General features: G+C 68.4%; 17 protein-coding genes. 9 read left to right on the top strand and 8 right to left on the bottom strand.

All coding sequences use genetic code 11. The features are described from left to right. Positions 1–5: 5 nt before the first annotated feature. Positions 6–1448: a CCA tRNA nucleotidyltransferase gene (locus tag OG906_RS17525; RefSeq protein WP_329443909.1), complete on the top strand. Its 1443-nt coding sequence runs from the start codon at positions 6–8 to the stop codon at positions 1446–1448. A gap of 66 nt (positions 1449–1514) precedes the next feature. Here OG906_RS17525 and OG906_RS17520 read toward each other — a convergent pair whose 3' ends face one another. From OG906_RS17520 to OG906_RS17510, 3 genes are all read right to left on the bottom strand, one after another. Next, complete coding sequence (locus OG906_RS17520; RefSeq protein ID WP_329443907.1) at positions 1515–2783, bottom strand: MFS transporter; 1269 nt, start codon at positions 2781–2783, stop codon at positions 1515–1517. A 134-nt stretch (positions 2784–2917) separates the two neighbouring features. Next, positions 2918–4000, bottom strand: coding sequence for an inositol-3-phosphate synthase (locus OG906_RS17515; protein WP_329443905.1), 1083 nt, complete (start codon positions 3998–4000; stop codon positions 2918–2920). A 49-nt stretch (positions 4001–4049) separates the two neighbouring features. Then, complete coding sequence (locus OG906_RS17510) at positions 4050–4652, bottom strand: PadR family transcriptional regulator (protein ID WP_136210355.1); 603 nt, start codon at positions 4650–4652, stop codon at positions 4050–4052. Between the two features lie 272 nt (positions 4653–4924). Here OG906_RS17510 and OG906_RS17505 point away from each other — a divergent pair, with 272 nt between their 5' ends. Both OG906_RS17505 and OG906_RS17500 read left to right on the top strand, forming a co-directional pair. After that, positions 4925–7591, top strand: a complete 2667-nt coding sequence (locus OG906_RS17505) for a transglycosylase domain-containing protein (protein ID WP_402302177.1) — start codon at positions 4925–4927, stop codon at positions 7589–7591. Between the two features lie 88 nt (positions 7592–7679). Continuing rightward, positions 7680–9140, top strand: a complete 1461-nt coding sequence (locus OG906_RS17500; RefSeq protein ID WP_329443900.1) for a glycosyltransferase family 87 protein — start codon at positions 7680–7682, stop codon at positions 9138–9140. A 10-nt stretch (positions 9141–9150) separates the two neighbouring features. On the opposite strand, the gene OG906_RS17495 is transcribed toward OG906_RS17500, so the two are convergent. From OG906_RS17495 to OG906_RS17485, 3 genes are all read right to left on the bottom strand, one after another. Next, positions 9151–10182 (bottom strand): alanine racemase, encoded by a 1032-nt coding sequence (locus OG906_RS17495; RefSeq protein ID WP_267826371.1) that lies wholly within the window; start codon positions 10180–10182, stop codon positions 9151–9153. Between the two features lie 73 nt (positions 10183–10255). Beyond that, complete coding sequence (locus tag OG906_RS17490) at positions 10256–11374, bottom strand: lipid II:glycine glycyltransferase FemX (RefSeq protein ID WP_053683970.1); 1119 nt, start codon at positions 11372–11374, stop codon at positions 10256–10258. A gap of 130 nt (positions 11375–11504) precedes the next feature. Continuing rightward, complete coding sequence (locus OG906_RS17485; protein ID WP_053683972.1) at positions 11505–11819, bottom strand: hypothetical protein; 315 nt, start codon at positions 11817–11819, stop codon at positions 11505–11507. A gap of 251 nt (positions 11820–12070) precedes the next feature. Here OG906_RS17485 and rpsF point away from each other — a divergent pair, with 251 nt between their 5' ends. The 4 genes from rpsF (at position 12071) to rplI (ending at position 13775) form a co-directional block, all read left to right on the top strand. Continuing rightward, positions 12071–12361: a 30S ribosomal protein S6 gene (gene rpsF / locus OG906_RS17480; RefSeq protein ID WP_004950685.1), complete on the top strand. Its 291-nt coding sequence runs from the start codon at positions 12071–12073 to the stop codon at positions 12359–12361. Positions 12362–12430: 69 nt separating this feature from the next. Then, entirely contained in the window at positions 12431–13030 is a 600-nt protein-coding gene (locus OG906_RS17475; RefSeq protein WP_329443893.1) for a single-stranded DNA-binding protein, read from the top strand. A 43-nt stretch (positions 13031–13073) separates the two neighbouring features. After that, positions 13074–13310, top strand: a complete 237-nt coding sequence (gene rpsR / locus OG906_RS17470; protein WP_003956534.1) for a 30S ribosomal protein S18 — start codon at positions 13074–13076, stop codon at positions 13308–13310. Between the two features lie 18 nt (positions 13311–13328). After that, positions 13329–13775, top strand: coding sequence for a 50S ribosomal protein L9 (rplI, locus tag OG906_RS17465; protein WP_053683975.1), 447 nt, complete (start codon positions 13329–13331; stop codon positions 13773–13775). A gap of 225 nt (positions 13776–14000) precedes the next feature. Here rplI and OG906_RS17460 read toward each other — a convergent pair whose 3' ends face one another. Further along, complete coding sequence (locus OG906_RS17460) at positions 14001–15338, bottom strand: MATE family efflux transporter (protein ID WP_329443889.1); 1338 nt, start codon at positions 15336–15338, stop codon at positions 14001–14003. Positions 15339–15773: 435 nt separating this feature from the next. Between OG906_RS17460 and dnaB the strand changes: the two genes are divergently transcribed. Beyond that, complete coding sequence (gene dnaB / locus OG906_RS17455) at positions 15774–17255, top strand: replicative DNA helicase (protein ID WP_329443887.1); 1482 nt, start codon at positions 15774–15776, stop codon at positions 17253–17255. A gap of 77 nt (positions 17256–17332) precedes the next feature. On the opposite strand, the gene OG906_RS17450 is transcribed toward dnaB, so the two are convergent. After that, positions 17333–18118, bottom strand: a complete 786-nt coding sequence (locus OG906_RS17450) for a DUF6193 family natural product biosynthesis protein (RefSeq protein ID WP_329443884.1) — start codon at positions 18116–18118, stop codon at positions 17333–17335. Between the two features lie 131 nt (positions 18119–18249). On the opposite strand from OG906_RS17450, the gene OG906_RS17445 reads away from it, so the two are divergent. Further along, entirely contained in the window at positions 18250–18720 is a 471-nt protein-coding gene (locus tag OG906_RS17445) for a DIP1984 family protein (protein ID WP_329443881.1), read from the top strand. Positions 18721–19065 lie beyond the last annotated feature (345 nt).

The raw sequence follows: 19065 nt of genomic DNA, 5'->3' as shown, positions 1-19065 counted from the left end.
CTGTTGTGCCGAACGCCAATGAAGACAGCCCCAGTGCCCTGAGTCAGGTGCAGAGCCGCGCGGTCAGTGAACTGCTGCGGGTCGCCCCTGTCGCCGACGAACTCGGCCGCCGATTCCAGGAGGCCGGCTTCCGCCTCGCCCTGGTCGGAGGGTCCGTTCGCGATGCGCTGCTCGGGCGTCTCGGCAACGACCTCGATTTCACCACTGACGCCCGCCCCGAGGACGTCCTGAGGATCATCAGGCCGTGGGCCGACTCGGTCTGGGACGTGGGCATCGCCTTCGGCACCGTGGGAGCGCAGAAACTCGGCTTCCAGATCGAGGTGACCACCTACCGCTCGGAGTCCTACGACCGGACCTCGCGCAAGCCCGAGGTCTCCTACGGCGACTCGATCGAGGAGGATCTGGTCCGCCGGGACTTCACGGTGAACGCCATGGCGGTCGCGCTGCCCGAGAAGGTGTTCGTGGACCCGCACGGCGGCCTGGAGGACCTCCGGGAGGGCGTTCTGCGCACCCCCGGCACTCCGCAGGACTCCTTCTCGGACGACCCCCTGCGCATGCTGCGTGCGGCCCGGTTCGCGGCGCAGCTGGACTTCGAGGTCGCTCCGGAGGTCGTGGCGGCGATGAAGGAGATGTCCGAGCGGATCGAGATCGTCTCGGCGGAGCGGGTGCAGGGCGAGCTGAACAAGCTGCTGCTGTCCGCACACCCCCGCAAGGGTCTGGGTCTGCTCGTGGACACCGGGCTGGCGGACCGGGTGCTCCCCGAGCTGCCCGCCCTGCGGCTGGAGAGTGACGAGCACCACCGTCACAAGGACGTCTACGACCACTCGCTGATCGTGCTGGAGCAGGCGATCGACCTGGAGGAGGACGGCCCGGACCTGGTTCTGCGTCTGGCCGCCCTGCTGCACGACATCGGCAAGCCGCGCACCCGCCGGTTCGAGGGCGACGGCCGGGTCTCCTTCCACCACCACGAGGTGGTCGGAGCGAAGATGACCAAGAAGCGCATGACCGCGCTGAAGTACTCGAACGACATGATCAAGGACGTGTCCCGGCTCGTGGAGCTGCACCTGCGCTTCCACGGCTACGGGGACGGGGAGTGGACCGACTCGGCCGTGCGGCGCTACGTACGCGACGCCGGTCCCCTGCTGGAACGGCTGCACAAGCTGACCCGGTCCGACTGCACCACCCGGAACAAGCGCAAGGCCAACGCGCTCTCCCGTACCTACGACGGTCTGGAGGAGCGCATTGCCCAGCTCCAGGAGCAGGAGCAGCTGGACTCGATCCGGCCCGACCTGGACGGCAACGAGATCCAGCAGGTGCTGGGCGTCGGGCCCGGCCCGGTGATCGGCAAGGCCTACGCGTTCCTGTTGGAGCTGCGGCTGGAGAACGGTCCGATGGAGCGTGACGCCGCCGTCACGGCGCTCAAGGAGTGGTGGGCCGGCCAGGCCTGAGGCGTCCGGGGCGGTCGATGTTTCACGTGAAACATCGACCGCCCCGACCCATCGCCCCCTGATGTTTCACGTGAAACGTCGCTCCTGGTGTCGCAGCAGCGCCGCGGTGAGGCCGTAGAGCAGGGCCACGCTGACGATCAGGGCGACGGACTGCCCGTCCGCGGGAAGCATGAGCGAGGCCACGGCGGCCGCGCCGACGAAGGCGACGTTGAAGAGCACGTCGTAGACGGAGAAGACCCGACCGCGGAACTCGTCGTCCACCCGGGACTGGATGACGGTGTCGGTGGAGATCTTGGCGCCCTGGGTGGCGAGTCCCAGGACGAAGGCCGCGACGAGCATCGGTCCGACGGCGAAGAACAGACCGAGTGCCGGGACGAGCAGCGCCGCCGTCCCGGCGCAGACGGTGATCCAGCCGAGGTTGCCCAGACGTTCGACGATCCAGGGCGTGACGAGGGCGGCCGCGAAGAACCCGGCGCCGGAGACCCCGATCGCGATCCCCAGGAGGGCCAGTCCGTCGGACTCGTTGTCCGACCAGGAGTAGCGGCAGAGCATGAGCAGCATCACCAGAAGTGCGCCGTAGCAGAAGCGCATCATCGTCATCGCGGTGAGCGCCAGGCGGGCGTCCCGGCGGCCGGCGAGGTGACGCAGGCCTTCGGCCATGCCCCGCACCGTGAGGGCCACCCCCTCGCCGATGGAGGGGTGGACCCGCCCGGGGGGCTGGTCCGGGCCGAGGAGATCGACGGCCAGTCGCAGGGAGACGAGTGCGGCACAGAGATAGAACGCGGCGCCGAGGAGCACCACGAGGGCGTTGGACTCGACGGCCAGCAGCCGTACGAGGAAGGCCAGGCCGCCCCCGGCGGTCGCCGCGAGGGTTCCGGCGGTGGGCGAGAGGGCGTTCGCGGTGACCAACTGGTGGGGGCCGACGACCCGTGGCAGGGAGGCGGCGAGTCCGGCCAGGACGAAGCGGTTGACGGCGGTGACCGACAGAGCCGAGGCGTAGAACAGCCAGTCGGGGACGTGCGCGACGATCAGCACGCCGGTGACACAGGCGAGGAAGGCCCGCAGCAGGTTGCCGTAGAGGAAGACCTGGCGTCGCCGCCAACGGTCCAGCAGCACTCCGGCGAAGGGGCCGATCACCGAGTAGGGCAGCAGCAGTACCGCCATGGCCGAGGCGATGGCCGCGGGCGAGGTCTGCTTCTCCGGGGAGAACACCACGTAGGTGGCGAGTGCGACCTGGTAGACCCCGTCGGCGGCCTGGGAGAACAGCCGTACGGCGAGCAGGTTGCGGAAATCCCTCAGGCGCAGGAGTACGCGCAGATCACGTACGACGGGCATGAGGGAAAGGGTCACACACACCGAGGGTCCCCGGGCACATTGCCCGGGGACCCTCGGTGGAAGAGCAGCCGAAGACCAGGTGTCCGGAAGGACCTTGGTGCTTCGCTTCGCGCCGCGCGGACGCGGTGAGCGGTTTAGCGCTCGACCTCGCCCTTGATGAACTTCTCGACGTTCGCGTAGGCCTCGTCGTCGAAGTACTGCACCGGCGGGGACTTCATGAAGTAGCTCGAAGCCGACAGGATCGGGCCACCGACGCCGCGGTCCTTGGCGATCTTCGCCGCGCGCAGGGCGTCGATGATGACACCGGCGGAGTTCGGGGAGTCCCACACTTCGAGCTTGTACTCGAGGTTCAGCGGAACATCGCCGAAGGCGCGGCCTTCGAGGCGGACGTAGGCCCACTTGCGGTCGTCGAGCCAGGCGACGTAGTCGGACGGGCCGATGTGGACGTTGTTCTCGCCCAGGTCGCGGTCCGGGATCTGCGAGGTGACGGCCTGCGTCTTCGAGATCTTCTTCGACTCGAGGCGGTCACGCTCCAGCATGTTCTTGAAGTCCATGTTGCCGCCGACGTTGAGCTGCATGGTGCGCTCAAGACGGACACCGCGGTCCTCGAACAGCTTCGCCATCACGCGGTGCGTGATGGTGGCGCCGACCTGCGACTTGATGTCGTCGCCGACGATCGGGACACCGGCCTCGGTGAACTTGTCCGCCCACTCCTTGGTGCCGGCGATGAAGACCGGAAGAGCGTTGACGAAGGCGACCTTGGCGTCGATGGCGCACTGCGCGTAGAACTTCGCCGCCTCCTCGGAGCCGACGGGCAGGTAGCAGATCAGGACGTCGACCTCGCGGTCCTTGAGGACCTGGACCACGTCGACCGGAGTCTCGGCGGACTCCTCGATCGTCAGGCGGTAGTACTTACCCAGGCCGTCCAGGGTGTGGCCGCGCTGCACGGTCACACCCGCGTTCGGGACGTCGCAGATCTTGATGGTGTTGTTCTCGCTGGCGCCGATGGCGTCCGAGAGGTCGAGGCCGACCTTCTTCGCGTCGACGTCGAACGCGGCGACGAACTCGATGTCACTCACGTGGTAGTCGCCGAACTGGACGTGCATCAGACCGGGGACCTTGGCCGCCGGGTCGGCGTCCTTGTAGTACTCGACGCCCTGCACCAGCGAGGCGGCGCAGTTGCCTACGCCGACGATGGCTACGCGAACCGAACCCATTCCGGTTGCTCCCTGTTTGTTCTCGGACGAGGCCTGCGAGATGCAGGCCTCACTTTGCAGTTTCGTCGGACGGACCGGGTCGTCTCTGATCCCGTCCCGCCCGCTCGCTCTCGATGAGCTCGTTCAGCCAGCGCACTTCGCGCTCCACGGATTCCATGCCGTGGCGCTGCAGCTCAAGCGTGTAGTCGTCGAGCCGCTCCCGTGTACGGGCGAGCGAGGCGCGCATCTTCTCCAGACGCTCTTCCAGCCGGCTGCGGCGACCCTCCAGCACCCGCATGCGCACTTCTCGTTCGGTTTGACCGAAGAAGGCGAAGCGGGCGGCGAAGGACTCGTCCTCCCAGGTGTCTGGGCCGGTGTGGGAGAGGAGCTCTTCGAAGTGCTCCTTACCTGCTGCCGTCAACCGGTAGACGATCTTGGCGCGGCGCCCTGCGAGTGAAGCGGCGAGAGCGTCTTCCGGGGCGTTGCCCGGTTCTTCGATCAACCAGCCGTTGGCGACGAGCGTCTTGAGGCAGGGGTACAGGGTTCCGTAGCTGAACGCCCTGAACACCCCCAGCGAGGTGTTGAGCCGCTTGCGGAGCTCGTAGCCGTGCATGGGGGATTCGCGAAGCAGGCCGAGGACGGCGAATTCGAGGATGCCTGAGCGCCTGCTCATCCGCCTGCCTCTCCTCTGCCCCTGAGTTTATGTCGAGCTGATGTATCGACTCGATACATCCAGACGATAGAACGGGCGGCCCCCGGCGACAAGGGGTGACGTGGTGACCGGCGTCACATCACTAATTCGACGTACGCAAGTTGCCTGATTTGGGGTGAACTTCGGCACTGATTGGGTTTTGACCGTGCGTAGTCTGTGCGGCATGACACCGGGGGGAACCGGAATGCACCGCCGCTGCCAGGCCACTCGCCTGCCCGAGGAGTAGTCGTTCGATGAGCGAGCATCGCCGTAAACCGCCGCAGCAAGCCCAGGGCGGCGGTCGCGCCGCGTCCCGCCGGCCCGCGCAGCAGCGCCCTGGCCACGGCGCCGGGGCGGGGCATGACGCCCGCGCGGCGTCTCCCAGTGCTTCGTACGCGGAGCAGTCCCCCTCCGGCAGCCGGGTCGAGGCCCGAAGAGCCGCCCAGAGAGGTTCGGCCGGGCGCGGTCGAGGTGACGGCCGGCCGGGCAGATCCGGAACCGGTGCGAACCCCCCGAACCGGCGGCTCGTCAACTACCCCCGGTCCGACAGGTACGGGTGGAAACGGTTCGTCCCGTCCTGGAAGCTCGTGAGCGGCACCACGCTGGGGTTCTTCGCGGTGATCATCGCGGGCGCCGGCATCGGTATCGCCATGGTGAGCACGCCGGACGCCAACAAGGCGGCCCAGGCGCAGAACAACGTCTTCTACTGGGCCGACGGCAGTCAGATGGTCGCGACCGGTGGTTCCATGAACCGCCAGATCGTGCAGATCGACGAGATCCCGCTCTCGATGCGCAACGCGGTCATCGCCGCGGAGAACGAGTCCTTCGAGACGGACAAGGGTGTCGACCCGATGGGCATCGCCCGGGCCGTGGTGAACATGGCCAAGGGCGGCTCCACCCAGGGCGGCTCGACCATCACGCAGCAGTACGTGAAGAACAACTTCCTGGACTCCGAGCAGACGCTCAAGCGGAAGGTGACCGAGCTCTTCATCTCGATAAGGCTCGGTCTCACCGCGCCGAAGGACGAGGTGCTCGCGGGCTACCTCAACACCGCCTACTACGGCCGCGACGCCTACGGCATCCAGGCCGCCTCACGCGCCTACTTCGGCAAGGACTGCAAGAACCTGACCCCCTCGGAGAGCGCCTTCCTGGCGTCCGTGCTCAAGGGGCCGAACCTGTACAACCCGGACGGCGGCCTCGGCACGGCGGCCACCCCCGAGCTCAACGAACAACGCGCCCGCCAGCGCTGGGCCTGGGTGCTCGACCGCGAGGTCGTCGTGGGTCGGATGGACCAGGCCGAGCGCGCCAAGTACACGGAGTTCCCCGCGCGCGTCGAGTCGGAGCAGGCGCGCGGATTGTCGGGCCAGACCGGCTACCTGGTCGAGACGGCCAAGCAGTACATGATGAGGAAGCTGCACATCAGCGCGGACAAGATGGCCCTGGGCGGCTACCAGATCCGCACCACCTTCGACAAGGCGAAGGTCGAGGCCCTGTCCAAGGCCGTCGACGAGACCCGCAAGGACTTCCTCGACGAGAAGAGCCGGCCCAACACCGACACCCACGTCCAGTTCGGCGCCGCGTCGGTGGACCCGAAGTCCGGGGCGATCGTGGCCCTGTACGGCGGGCCGGGCATGGACAAGAAGCACTTCACCAACAACGCCGACACCCAGGGCGTCCCGGTCGGCTCGACCTGGAAGCCGTACGTGCTGGCGGCCGCGATGGAGTACGGGACCCAGAACTCCGACGGTGAGGGGATCTCGGTCGACAGCAAGTACAAGGCCGACGACCTCACCGTGATCAACAACCGTGCGGGCAAGCCCCTGCGCGGCAAGAACGGCGAGCCGTTCAAGCAGAAGAACGAGAGCACCACGCCTTACGGGTACGTGACCCTCAACAAGGCGATGGAAAGCTCCATCAACGTTCCGTTCGCCCAGCTCGTCTTCGACGTCGGCCACGACAAGGTCCGCGAAGTGGCCAAGTCCACCGGCATCCTCGAAGACTCGATGGATCCGAACGACAACGCCTCGTTCGCGCTGGGAACCTCGACCCCGAGCGCGATCCGGATGGCCGACTCGTACGCCACCTTCGCCGCTTCGGGCACGCATCACGAGCCGTTCTCCGTGACCAGCGTGAAGAAGGACGGCGTGGAGCTTCCCGGCTTCGAGGCTCCCAAGCCGCAGCGGGCCATGGACAACGCCATCGCGGACAACATCACCAAGGTCCTGGAGAACGTCGTCCAGAACGGCACCGCGATCAAGGCCAAGAAGCTGGAGCGGCCCGCCGCCGGCAAGACCGGAACCACCGACAAGAACAAGTCGGCCTGGTTCGTCGGCTACACCCCGGAACTGTCCACGGCCGTCACCCTGTTCCGCAGCGACCCCAACGCCAAGGGGCAGGCGCTGCAGTCCATGAACGGCGTCGGAGGCATCGACTCCATCCACGGTGGTGACATCCCGACCGTGATCTGGACCGAGTACATGCGCGCGGCCCTCAAGGGGGTGCCGATCAAGCAGTTCCCGGAGCCCGACGAGATCGGCGTGATCGCCCACGCCTCCGGCGCGCCGACTCCCACGCCTCCGGCGCCCTCCCCCTCGGCCTCCCCCTCCCCCTCGCCCTCCCCGTCGACTTCCCCGCCCAAGGTGTCGCCGTCCCCCTCCAAGAGCGACGACAAGCCGACCTGCCGTCCCTGGCAGGTGTGTGAGGGCGACCCCGACGGAGGCACCACCAACGGCAACGACATCGGTGGCCTGATCGGCGGCGGGAACGGCGGCAACGGCGGGAACGGAGCCAACGGAGGTGGCGCGGGAGCCGGCGGAGCATCCGACGGCGGGGCAGGCGGAGACCCGTCACCGTCCACCACGGGCAGGCCGGGCCGTCCGGGCGGCGGCAGCTGGGGCACCACCACCGGTGTCGGCGGCTGACCGGTCCGCCACCACTGCTCGACGAGGGCCGTCGCACACCGTGCGGCGGCCCTCGTCCGTGCCCGGCCCGGTACGGCAGGATGAGCGCATGACGAAGGTGCACGAGGACCGGCCCGTACTGCCCACCCAGCAGGACGAGGTCGCCGCGGCCGGCAGCGAGCTCATCGGCGGCCCGCTGGGCCGCCATGCCCGGCTGGGCGGCCACTGGCTGACCCCGGTACGGGTGGTGGTCCTCGTGGCCCTCGGGATGTTCGCGCTGGGCATGGCGCAGAAACTGCCCTGCTACGACTGGGCGTGGTTCCGGGGGGCCGGCTCGCAGTACACGCACGCCTGCTACTCCGACATCCCGCACCTGTACGTCGTACGCGGCTTCTCCGACGGTCTCGTCCCCTACTGGGACCGGCTCACCGGTGACATGGAGTACCTGGAGTACCCGGTGCTGACCGGGCTCTTCATGCAGGTGGCCTCTTGGCTGACGCCCGGCAGCGGCTCCATGCAGCACCGCGAACAGATGTACTGGATGGTCAACGCGGGCATGCTGATGGTCTGCGCCGCGATCATCGCCGTGTGCGTCGCCCGCACCCACCGCCGCCGGCCGTGGGACGCGCTGCTGCTGGCCCTGGCGCCCGCCTTCGCGCTCACGGCGACGATCAACTGGGATCTGCTCGCCCTCGCCCTGACCGCCGTCGCGATGCTCATGTGGTCCCGCGGGCGGACGGTGCTCTTCGGTGTCTTCATCGGTCTGGCCACCGCAGCCAAGCTCTACCCGGTGCTGTTGCTCGGGGTGCTCTTCGTGCTCTGCCTGCGTGCCGGGAAATGGCGCGCGTTCGCCGGCGCCTTCCTCGGCACGGTCGGTGCCTGGCTCGTGGTGAACCTGCCCGTCATGATCTTCGCTTGGGACGGGTGGACGAAGTTCTACACGTTCAGCCAGGAGCGGCCCATCGACTTCGGCTCGGTCTGGCTGCTGATCTCCCAGCGCTCCGGGAACCCCCTGGAGGACGCCAACATCTACGCCACGGGTCTGACCCTGCTGCTCTGCGGAGGGATCGCGCTCCTCACCCTGACGGCCCCCCGACGTCCCCGCTTCGCCCAGCTGGCGTTCCTCGTCGTCGCCGCCTTCATCCTGGCCAACAAGGTCTACTCGCCGCAGTACGTCCTGTGGCTCGTCCCGCTCGCCGCCCTGGCCCGGCCGCGCTGGCGCGACTTCCTGATCTGGCAGGCCGGCGAGGTCGTCTACTTCCTCGGGATCTGGTTCTACCTCGCCTACACCTCCAGCGGGGACAAGCACCAGGGCCTGCCCGTGGAGGGCTACCAGGTGGCGATCGCCGCCCACCTGCTGGCGACGCTCTACCTCTGCGCCGTGGTCGTACGGGACATCCTGCTGCCCGAGCGCGACGTCGTGCGCCGCGACGGATCGGACGATCCCTCGGGAGGCGTCCTGGACAGGGCCGAGGACGTGTTCGTGCTGTCGGACGCGGCGAGGGCGCCGCACAAGGCGACGCCCTCGGAGGGACAGCGGGTCGACTGGGGTCAGAACCCCGGTCACTGACCGGAACGGATCAGGCGTCCAACACCCGGTCGAACTGCGTGGTGGTGTGCCGAAGGTGAGCCACCAGCTCGTCGCCCACCTTCGGCTCGGTCGCGTCCGAGGGCACGAACAGGATCGACACCTGCATGTGCGGCGGCTCGGCGAACCAGCGCTGCTTGCCCGCCCACACGAACGGGGACAGGTTGCGGTTCACGGTGGCCAGACCCGCGCGCGCGACGCCCTTGGCACGCGGCATCACCCCGTGCAGGGCCTTGGGGGCCTCCAGGCCCACTCCGTGCGACGTACCGCCGGCGACGACGACCAACCAGCCGTCGGACGCGGCCTTCTGCTGCCGGTAGCCGAACCGGTCGCCCTTGGCCACGCGGGTGACGTCGAGGACCGCGCCGCGGTACTCGGTCGCCTCGTGGTCGCCCAGCCAGAGCCGGGTGCCGATGCGGGCCCGGAAGCGGGTCTGCGGGAACTGCTGCTGGAGCCGCGTCAGCTCCTCGGCCTTGAGGTGGCTGACGAACATGGTGTGCAGCGGCAGCCGGGCCGCGCGCAGCCGATCCATCCAGCCGATGACCTCCTCGACGGCGTCCGAGCCGTCGGGGCGGTCCAGCGGCAGGTGCAGGGCGAAGCCCTCCAGGCGGACGTCCTCGATGGCCGAGTGGAGCTGTCCCAGGTCCTGCTCCGAGACTCCGTGGCGGCGCATCGAGCTCATGCACTCGATGACCACGCGGGCGCCGACCAGACCGCGCACCCCGTCCACGGAGGACACCGAGCGGATCACCCGGTCCGGCAGCGGCACCGGCTCCTCGCCGCGCCGGAACGGGGTGAGGACGAGCAGGTCACCGCCGAACCAGTCCTTGATGTTCGCGGCCTCATAGGTCGTCCCGACGGCGAGGATGTCGGCGCCCATCCGGGTCGCCTCCTCGCAGAGCCGCTCGTGGCCGAAGCCGTAGCCGTTGCCCTTGCAGACCGGGATCAACCCGGGGAACCGGTCAGCGACCTGCTTCTGGTGCGCACGCCAGCGCGCGGTGTCGACGTAGAGCGTGAGCGCCATGCCCGTCCGGAGCCTCTCTGGAAAGCCGCTTGGTACAGCGGTGCTGTGTATGGGGGTGGGGCGAAAGTGCGGGTCAGCGGCGGGACATGTAGATGTCGAGCGCCTTGTGCAGCACCTTGTTGAGCGGGAAGTCCCACTCGCCGACGTACTCGACGGCCTCGCCGCCCGTGCCGACCTTGAACTGGATCAGGCCGAACAGGTGGTCGTTCTCGTCCAGCGTGTCACTGATGCCGCGCAGGTCATAGACGCTCGCGCCGAGCGCGTACGAATCGCGGAGCATGCGCCACTGCATCGCGTTCGAGGGCCGTACCTCGCGCTTGTGGTTGGCGGACGCCCCGTACGAGTACCAGACGTGCTGGCCGACGGTGATCATCGTGGCCGCGGCCAGGGGCTCGCCCTCGTGCGTCGCGATGTACAGCCGCATCCGGTTGGGGTCCTCGGAGTTGAGGGCCGTCCACTGGCGCTGGAAGTAGCTGAGCGGACGCGGGCGGAACTTGTCGCGCTCGGCCGTGATCTCGTACAGGTGCTGCCAGGTCGGCAGGTCGTCGTAGCCGCCCTGGACCACCTCGACGCCGGCCTTCTCGGCCTTCTTGATGTTGCGGCGCCACAGCTGGTTGAAGCCCTTGAGGACGTCGTCCAGCGAGCGGTTGGCCAGCGGTACCTGGAAGACGTAGCGGGGCTGGACGTCGCCGAATCCGGCGCCGCCGTCCTCGGCCTGCTGCCAGCCCATGCGGCGCAGCTTGTCGGACACCTCGAAGGCGCGGGGCTCGATCACCGAGGCCTCCACGTCACGCAGGCGCTTGACGTCGGGGTCCTGGATGCCCGCCTTGATGGCCGCCGAGTTCCAGCGACGGATGACGACGGGCGGACCCATCTTCACGGTGAAGGCGCCCTGCTGCTTGAGGTGGCTCAGCATCGGCTGGAGCCACTCCTCCAGATTCGGGGCGTACCAGTTGATGACCGGGCCCTCGGGGAGGTAGGCGAGGTACCGCTTCACCTTGGGCAGTTGGCGGTACAACACGAGTGCGGCACCGACGAGTTCGCCGGATCCGTCGAACCAACCGAGGTTCTCGGAGCGCCACTCGTTCTTCACGTCGGCCCACGCCGGGACCTGGCAGTGGCTAGCGGAGGGCAGGCTCTGGAGGAAACCCAGATGCTGCTCTCGGCTGATGGTCCTCAGGGACAGGCTCATGCGGGGTGCTCCTCCGGCGGCTTCGCTGGCTATGGCGCGAAGCCTACTGCGACGGGGGCACCACCCTTCTGGGGGACGGGCCGGGCACCGGCCGCCGGCGGCCGGTGCCCTTGTGGCGGAGGTAACCCGATCAGCTCAGCCAGCCGCCGAAGAGACCGCCGTGCGCCATGCCGAGGTAGAAGCCGATGGCCGAGGCGCCAAGCCCGATGATCAGCGCGAAGCGCTCGCGTGTCGTCACCGAGATGAACTGTCCGTAGGCGCCGGTGAGGATCCCGACCAGCCCGGTCCACGAGCTGAGCAGGTGCAGATTGTCGAAGAAGCCCGTGACGAACGCCACGGCGCCGAGGATCAGGGTGGCCGCCAGCAGGGTGTCCTGCAGCGGATGGGGCTTGCCGTCGGTCGCGAAGAGCGAGATGGCGGACTGGGGCCGCGTTGCCTGTGCCATCGGAAGGCACCTCCTGGCTGAAGCAGAGCGGTGCTGCGGGGCCTCCTCCGGCGGAGCCGGGGGCATAGCACCGAGCACACCCGATGCCTACAGAGTGTGGCCCTCTCCCGCCGGATTTCAACCGGAAGGAGTCGAGCAGGTAGTCTGTACGGTCTGCGCGGTGTCTGCTCTGTGGATGCCGTGCGTACGCATCACGACCCTCCTGCCACGGAACGACCGTGGCCGCTGAGTCCAAAGGAGGTGGGTTCCACATGCGTCACTACGAAGTGATGGTCATCCTCGACCCCGATCTCGAGGAGCGCGCTGTCTCCCCGCTGATCGAGAACTTCCTCTCCGTCGTCCGTGAGGGCAACGGAAAGGTCGAGAAGGTCGACACCTGGGGCCGTCGTCGTCTCGCTTACGAGATCAAGAAGAAGCCCGAGGGCATCTACTCGGTCATCGACCTTCAGGCCGAGCCTGCGGTCGTCAAGGAGCTTGACCGACAGATGAACCTGAACGAGTCGGTTCTCCGGACCAAGGTCCTTCGCCCCGAGACCCACTGAACTTCGGTTCAGCGGTAATCGGGACCGAGTAGCACAGCCCAGCAGCAATCCCCGCCGAGAGGTTCATCCATGGCAGGCGAGACCGTCATCACGGTCGTCGGCAATCTCGTCGACGACCCCGAGCTGCGCTTCACCCCCTCGGGTGCGGCGGTCGCGAAGTTCCGTGTCGCGTCCACTCCCCGCATCTTCGACAAGCAGACCAATGAGTGGAAGGACGGCGAAGGCCTGTTCCTGACCTGCTCGGTCTGGCGTCAGGCGGCGGAGAACGTCGCCGAGTCCCTTCAGCGGGGCATGCGCGTCATCGTGCAGGGCCGGCTGAAGCAGCGGTCGTACGAGGACCGTGAGGGTGTCAAGCGCACGGTCTACGAGCTGGACGTCGAGGAAGTCGGCCCCAGCCTGAAGAGCGCCACGGCCAAGGTCAACAAGACCAGCGGTCGCGGTGGCCAGGGTGGATACGGCGGCGGCGGTCAGCAGCAGGGTGGCGGCGGTGGCAACTGGGGCGGAGCCCCCAGTGGCGGCGCGCCGCAGGGCGGCGGAACTCCCTCCGACGACCCGTGGGCGTCCAGCGCGCCGGCCGGTGGCCAGGCGCAGCAGGGCGGCGGCGGGGGCGGTTGGGGCGGAAGCTCCGGCGGCTCCGGCGGTGGCTACTCGGACGAGCCGCCCTTCTAGGGCAGCTCGAACCCCCACTTCTTGATCACACAGGAGAGACACAATGGCGAAGCCGCCTGTGCGCAAGCCTAAGAAGAAGGTCTGCGCGTTCTGCAAGGACAAGACCGTGTACGTGGACTACAAGGACACGAACATGCTGCGGAAGTTCATTTCCGACCGCGGCAAGATCCGTGCCCGCCGCGTCACCGGCAACTGCACGCAGCACCAGCGTGACGTCGCCACGGCCGTCAAGAACAGCCGTGAGATGGCGCTGCTGCCCTACACGTCCACCGCGCGATAAGGAAAGGGTGACCGAACAATGAAGATCATCCTGACCCACGAGGTCAATGGCCTCGGTGCCGCAGGTGACGTCGTTGACGTCAAGGACGGCTACGCTCGCAACTACCTGATCCCGCGTCGCTTCGCGATCCGCTGGACCAAGGGTGGCGAGCAGGACGTGGCGCAGATTCGCCGCGCCCGCAAGATCCACGAGATCGCGACCATCGAGCAGGCCAACGAGATCAAGGCCAAGCTCGAAGGCGTGAAGGTCCGTCTGGCCACCCGCTCGGGTGACGCCGGCCGTCTCTTCGGTTCCGTCACGCAGTCCGACATCGCCACGGCGATCGAGGCTTCGGGTGGCCCGAAGGTCGACAAGCGCCGCGTCGAGCTGGGCTCGCCGATCAAGACCCTCGGTTCGTACCAGGTCTCCGTGCGTCTGCACACCGAGGTCCTCGCGAACGTGGGCGTCGAGGTCGTCGCCGCCTAAGTGCTGCGCATGAAGGGCCGCACCCCCTTGGGGGTGCGGCCCTTCATCGTTTCCGGACGCCCGATGTGGCCGGTGGCCGGGTGTGGCGGGGGACGAGCGGCGCGATGTTTCACGTGAAACGCGGTGTTTCACGGTTTCACGTGAAACAAGCGAAGCGGTGCGTGCTGGTGTTTCACGTGAAACACCGTCCGTCGGTGGACTCCGATGGACTCGGTGGCCGGTGGCTCAGCGAGTGGCCCCGGCGACCAGCCAGCGGCCCGAGCGGGCGCGGAGCTGGAGCGTCACCATGCGGACCAGCATCATCAGGGCCATGGCCCACCAGAGGGCCGTCAGGCCTCCTCCGAGGGCCGGGACGAGGAGAGCGGCCGGGGCGAACACGGCGAGGGTCAGCAGCATGGCCCAGGCCAGGTAGCGGCTGTCTCCGGCCCCCATCAGGACTCCGTCCAGGACGAACACGATGCCCGACACCGGCTGGGAGAGCGCCACGACCAGGAGCGCGGGCATCAGGGCGGACTCGACCGCCGTGTCACCGGTGAACAGGGGGATGAAGACCGGGCGGGCCACGGCGACCAGCAGTCCCAGGACGATGCCCGCGACGATCCCCCACTGGACCATCCGCCGGCAGACCGCCTTGGCGCCCTCGGTGTCCCCGGCTCCCAGGTAGCGGCCGATGATCGCCTGACCGGCGATCGCGATGGCGTCCAGGGCGAAGGCGAGCAGGCTCCAGAGGGAGAGCAGTATCTGGTGGGCGGCGACGTCGGCGTCTCCGAGCCGCGCGGCCACGGCGGTGGCGATCATCAGGACCGCACGCAGTGACAGCGTGCGGACCAGCAGCGGTACACCTGCCTGCGCGCAGGCCCGGATCCCCGCCGGGTCGGGGCGCAGGGAGGCGCCGTGCCGACGGGCTCCCCGCACCACCACGACCAGGTAGGCGGCGGCCATGGCGCACTGGGCGATGACCGTGCCCCAGGCGGAGCCGGCGATGCCGAAACCGGCCCCGTAGACGAGAGCGACGTTCAGGACGCCGTTGAGCGTGAACCCGCCGATGGCGACGTACAGCGGGGTGCGGGTGTCCTGGAGGCCGCGGATGACACCGGTGGCGGCCAGCACCATGAGCATCGCGGGAATGCCGAGGGCGGAGATCCGCAGGTAGGTGATCGCGTACGGGGCCACGTTGTCGGAGGCTCCGAGGAGGGAGACCAGCCAGGGGGCCGCGGGCAGGACGACGGCGACGACGGCGGCGCCCAGCAGCAGCGCGAGCCAGATGCCGTCCATGCCCTGACGGATCGCCGCCGGGAGATCCCCCGCGCCCACCCGGCGGGCGACCGCCGCGGTGGTGGCGTAGGCGAGGAAGACGAAGACGCTCACGGCGGTGGTGAGCAGGGCGGCGGCGACGCCCAGACCGGCCAGCTGAGGTGTGCCGAGGTGTCCCACGATGGCGCTGTCGGCCATCAGGAAGAGGGGTTCGGCGACGAGGGCTCCGAACGCGGGGACTGCCAAGGCGAGGATCTCGCGGTCGTGTCGTCTCGGCGCAGCCTTCGGCGCTGTGGAGGCCTGTGTCATGTGCTCAATCTAATCTTCCACAGGTAATGGATGCAAGGGTCTTTGGATCCTTACCGAAGCACTGACTTGGGTGTTCTTCCTACCCCATTGGGGGCGATCTTGAGACAGTGGCGAAGAAATTTTTTCCCCACGGCTAGATCGGCAAGAAGTCGCAGCTCAGGGTGGGTGTGGGGGGTGGTCGGGTGATTTTGTCCACAGCGTCGTCCCCCGGTCCGTACACAGCTTGGAGGCAGTTACCCACAGCATTGGCGCCGTCGTCCACATCTCATCCACACAGCCTGTGGATAACAAGATTGGCTGACGTCGCTCGCGGCCCTACCGTGGTGCGTTGCCCCGACGCGCCGACAGCCGATTCGGGTACCCCAAATGTCAGAGCCGTGTCGTAGAAAGAGTGACACGGCGAGGTCCGCGCAGCGGACGGGAGGAGGCGGCCCGGTGAGCATGCCCGAGCCCATGGACGACCCCTGGGCCGACAGCGGTCCAGGTGACCGTCTGCCCGCCCGCTCGCGCCGTAAGGGAGAGGGTCGCGGTCGCGGGGACGACCAGCAGGACCAGGGCCGCGAGGGAGGCTCCTGGGACGGTGGGGGCGGCGGCTTCGAGCGCGTTCCGCCCCAGGACCTCGACGCCGAGCAGTCGGTGCTCGGAGGCATGCTGCTCTCGAAGGACGCCATCGCCGACGTGGTCGAGGTCATCAAGGGCCACGACTTCTACCGGCCGTCCCACGAGACCATCTACCAGGCCATCCTCGACCTGTACGCGAAGGGCGAACCGGCCGACCCGATCACGGTCGGCGCGGAGCTGACCCGGCGCGGTGAGATCAGCAAGGTCGGCGGCGCCTCGTACCTGCACACGCTGGTCCAGTCCGTGCCGACGGCGGCCAACGCCGAGTACTACGCCGAGATCGTCCACGAGAGAGCCGTTCTGCGGCGCCTCGTCGCGGCCGGCACGAAGATCACGCAGATGGGATACGCGGCCGACGGCGATGTGGACGAGATCGTCAACAGCGCCCAGGCCGAGATCTACGCCGTCACCGAGCAGCGCACCTCCGAGGACTACCTGCCGCTCGGCGACATCATGGAAGGCGCCCTCGACGAGATCGAGGCGATCGGTTCGCGCAGCGGCCAGATGTCGGGAGTCCCGACCGGCTTCACCGACCTGGACTCGCTGACCAACGGCCTGCACCCCGGCCAGATGATTGTCATCGCGGCCCGACCCGCCATGGGCAAGTCGACGCTCGCGCTGGACTTCGCCCGCGCCTGCTCCATCAAGAGCAACCTGCCGAGCGTCATCTTCTCCCTCGAAATGGGCCGCAACGAGATCGCGATGCGCCTGCTCTCGGCCGAGGCCCGCGTGGCGCTGCACCACATGCGCTCGGGCACGATGACCGACGACGACTGGACGCGGCTGGCCCGCCGGATGCCGGACGTCTCCGCCGCGCCGCTGTACATCGACGACTCCCCCAACCTGTCGATGATGGAGATCCGGGCGAAGTGTCGCCGGCTGAAGCAGCGCGCCGACCTGTCGCTCGTGGTCATCGACTACCTCCAGCTGATGCAATCGGGTGGCTCGCGCCGCCCCGAGAGCCGTCAGCAGGAGGTCTCGGACATGTCCCGAAACCTGAAGCTGCTGGCCAAGGAGCTCGAGGTGCCGGTCATCGCGCTCTCCCAGCTGAACCGTGGCCCCGAGCAGCGCACCGACAAAAAGCCGATGGTCTCCGACCTGCGTGAATCGGGCTCGATCGAGCAGGACGCGGACATGGTGATCCTGCTCCACCGCGAGGACGCGTACGAGAAGGAGTCTCCCCGTGCCGGCGAGGCGGACCTGATCGTGGCGAAGCACCGTAACGGCCCCACCGCCACCATCACCGTGGCCTTCCAGGGTCACTACTCGCGCTTCGTGGACATGGCCAACACGTGATCCGCAGGGTGCGGCGGGCTCGTCCCCGCCGTCCCCCGGGCGTCCCAGCGGACACCTGTCGCCGGTGTCGTCTGCCGTCACCGATCCCCGGATGTGCCGGCGACCGCAGGTCCGCAGCCGGCCGGCAGGCCGGAGACCACCAGGGCGACGGCTGCCTCCGGGGTGTGGGCATCGCCGATGACGCTCCGGCGGGACGGCGCGTACACCCGGTACCGGCCGTCGCTCAGCGGATCAACGTGCGGTACGTCCCGTGAGTACGGAATCCCGACGCACGTCGTGAAGTGCAGGGACCGGTGGCTGGTGAACGGATAGAGCCGGCGCAACTTCGGTTCGGCGTAAGCGGCCTCGGCGATCCTCAGGGTGGATCGCGCGTAGTAGAACAGGTCTTCCTTTCGCCGCAGACCTTCCAGGAGCAGGCGCCACCCGACGGCGACGGCGTCGGCGGGGCCGCGTTCGTGCGCCCGTGCCAGTTCGGTGACCGTGACGAACGGGGCCGCCTCGTGGATCTCCCGGAGCGTCGCGCCGTTTCGCCAACCCTCCAGGGCCAAGGCCATCTCCGCGAGATCCGGGGTCGAGCCCGAGATCAGTCGAACTCCCCTGCACCAGCCACTGAGGATGAACTGTCGCTCCGCGGAACCCAGCGTGATCCAGCACGTCTCCCGGCCGACGACCTCGCTCGCGACGCCGGCGGATCGCAACGGATCCGATTCCTTCACCTGGACCGGACCCCAGGGGAGCGCGAGCTCGGCGGCCACCGCCTCCAGCGCCGCGGCGAGGCCGCCGGCGGACATCAGGTCCGGATACGGATCGGGCTCCATGGGCGACGGCTCGCGGCAGCTCGGGTCGGCAGAGTTCGAAGTCACCGCCCGAGTCTCCCGCCGATGCCGAGAGGTTCGCCGTCACTTGGGAATATCCACCCGGGAAAATTCCAGATGGGTATGAACCGGGGCAACGTATGATCGCCCGAACTCGTGAACGATGGGAGGTGCGGACGGTGAAGCTCGGAGAGGCACTGGCGGAACGCGCTGAGGCCACGCGTCGCGTGGAGCAGTTGCGCGCGCGGGTCGTCGGCAACGCGCGATACCAGGAGGGCGAGACGCCCGCCGAGGACGCGGCGCGGCTGCTGGCCGAGACCGGCGAGGTACTGGACGCCCTCGAAGCGCTGATCCGGCGGATCAACCGGACCAACGCGGCAGCGGACATGGGACCTGACGGAACGATCACCGACGCGCTCGCGCGCCGGGACGTCCTGCGGCTGCGGCACTCGGTGGTCAACGCCGCGGCGGACGCGGCGGCGGGTACGGGCGAACGGGGGTACGGCCGCCAGCTCCGTTCCGAGCTGATGATGCTCTCCGCGCTCCCGGTCGCCGAACTGCGCGGCCAGGCGGACGCCCTGGCCCGGGACATCCGCGAGCTGGACGTGCGGATCCAGCGGGCGAACTGGGAGGTCGACCTGCTGGACTGAGCGGGTCCGGCGAGCGAGAGCGATGTGGAGCAGGTAGTCGCTTCGGAGGCGTGCACACACCGAGGGCCGGCGGTTTTCCGGCCCACGCCTGGCGCGTGAAGAGCAACGCGGGGGTTCGACTCCCCATCGACAGCGCAGCTCAGCACCGCGTACAGGTAATGGTGCACATCGCACGGCACATCACCACGTGCAGATCCGAAGCGGTGAGGGCGGGTTCGGGGTTTTCCACATCGTGGCGGCGCTCGTGCGGTCGGTCCTTGCGGTCGGCCGCACGAGCGCCGCGTGACCTACCGGCGGAAGGTGTGTCGGCCGGTGGAGCGGGAGCGCGGGAAATGACGCGCACGT

It is taken from the genome of Streptomyces sp. NBC_01426 (assembly GCF_036231985.1).
Taxonomy (GTDB): domain Bacteria; phylum Actinomycetota; class Actinomycetes; order Streptomycetales; family Streptomycetaceae; genus Streptomyces.
Note: the sequence above shows the minus strand (reverse complement) of the source record. Positions and strands in the feature narration are given on the sequence as shown.

Excerpts from the sequence above, each read along its gene's own strand:
- OG906_RS17475 (WP_329443893.1), top strand. The coding sequence starts at position 12,431 with ATGGCAGGCGAGACCGTCATCACGGTCGTCGGCAATCTCGTCGACGAC.
- OG906_RS17485 (WP_053683972.1), bottom strand. The coding sequence starts at position 11,819 with ATGGCACAGGCAACGCGGCCCCAGTCCGCCATCTCGCTCTTCGCGACC.
- OG906_RS17495 (WP_267826371.1), bottom strand. The coding sequence starts at position 10,182 with ATGGCGCTCACGCTCTACGTCGACACCGCGCGCTGGCGTGCGCACCAG.
- OG906_RS17500 (WP_329443900.1), top strand. The coding sequence starts at position 7,680 with ATGACGAAGGTGCACGAGGACCGGCCCGTACTGCCCACCCAGCAGGAC.
- OG906_RS17505 (WP_402302177.1), top strand. The coding sequence starts at position 4,925 with ATGAGCGAGCATCGCCGTAAACCGCCGCAGCAAGCCCAGGGCGGCGGT.
- OG906_RS17490 (WP_053683970.1), bottom strand. The coding sequence starts at position 11,374 with ATGAGCCTGTCCCTGAGGACCATCAGCCGAGAGCAGCATCTGGGTTTC.
- OG906_RS17510 (WP_136210355.1), bottom strand. The coding sequence starts at position 4,652 with ATGAGCAGGCGCTCAGGCATCCTCGAATTCGCCGTCCTCGGCCTGCTT.
- rplI (WP_053683975.1), top strand. The coding sequence starts at position 13,329 with ATGAAGATCATCCTGACCCACGAGGTCAATGGCCTCGGTGCCGCAGGT.
- OG906_RS17520 (WP_329443907.1), bottom strand. The coding sequence starts at position 2,783 with ATGCCCGTCGTACGTGATCTGCGCGTACTCCTGCGCCTGAGGGATTTC.
- rpsF (WP_004950685.1), top strand. The coding sequence starts at position 12,071 with ATGCGTCACTACGAAGTGATGGTCATCCTCGACCCCGATCTCGAGGAG.
- OG906_RS17460 (WP_329443889.1), bottom strand. The coding sequence starts at position 15,338 with ATGACACAGGCCTCCACAGCGCCGAAGGCTGCGCCGAGACGACACGAC.
- OG906_RS17515 (WP_329443905.1), bottom strand. The coding sequence starts at position 4,000 with ATGGGTTCGGTTCGCGTAGCCATCGTCGGCGTAGGCAACTGCGCCGCC.
- rpsR (WP_003956534.1), top strand. The coding sequence starts at position 13,074 with ATGGCGAAGCCGCCTGTGCGCAAGCCTAAGAAGAAGGTCTGCGCGTTC.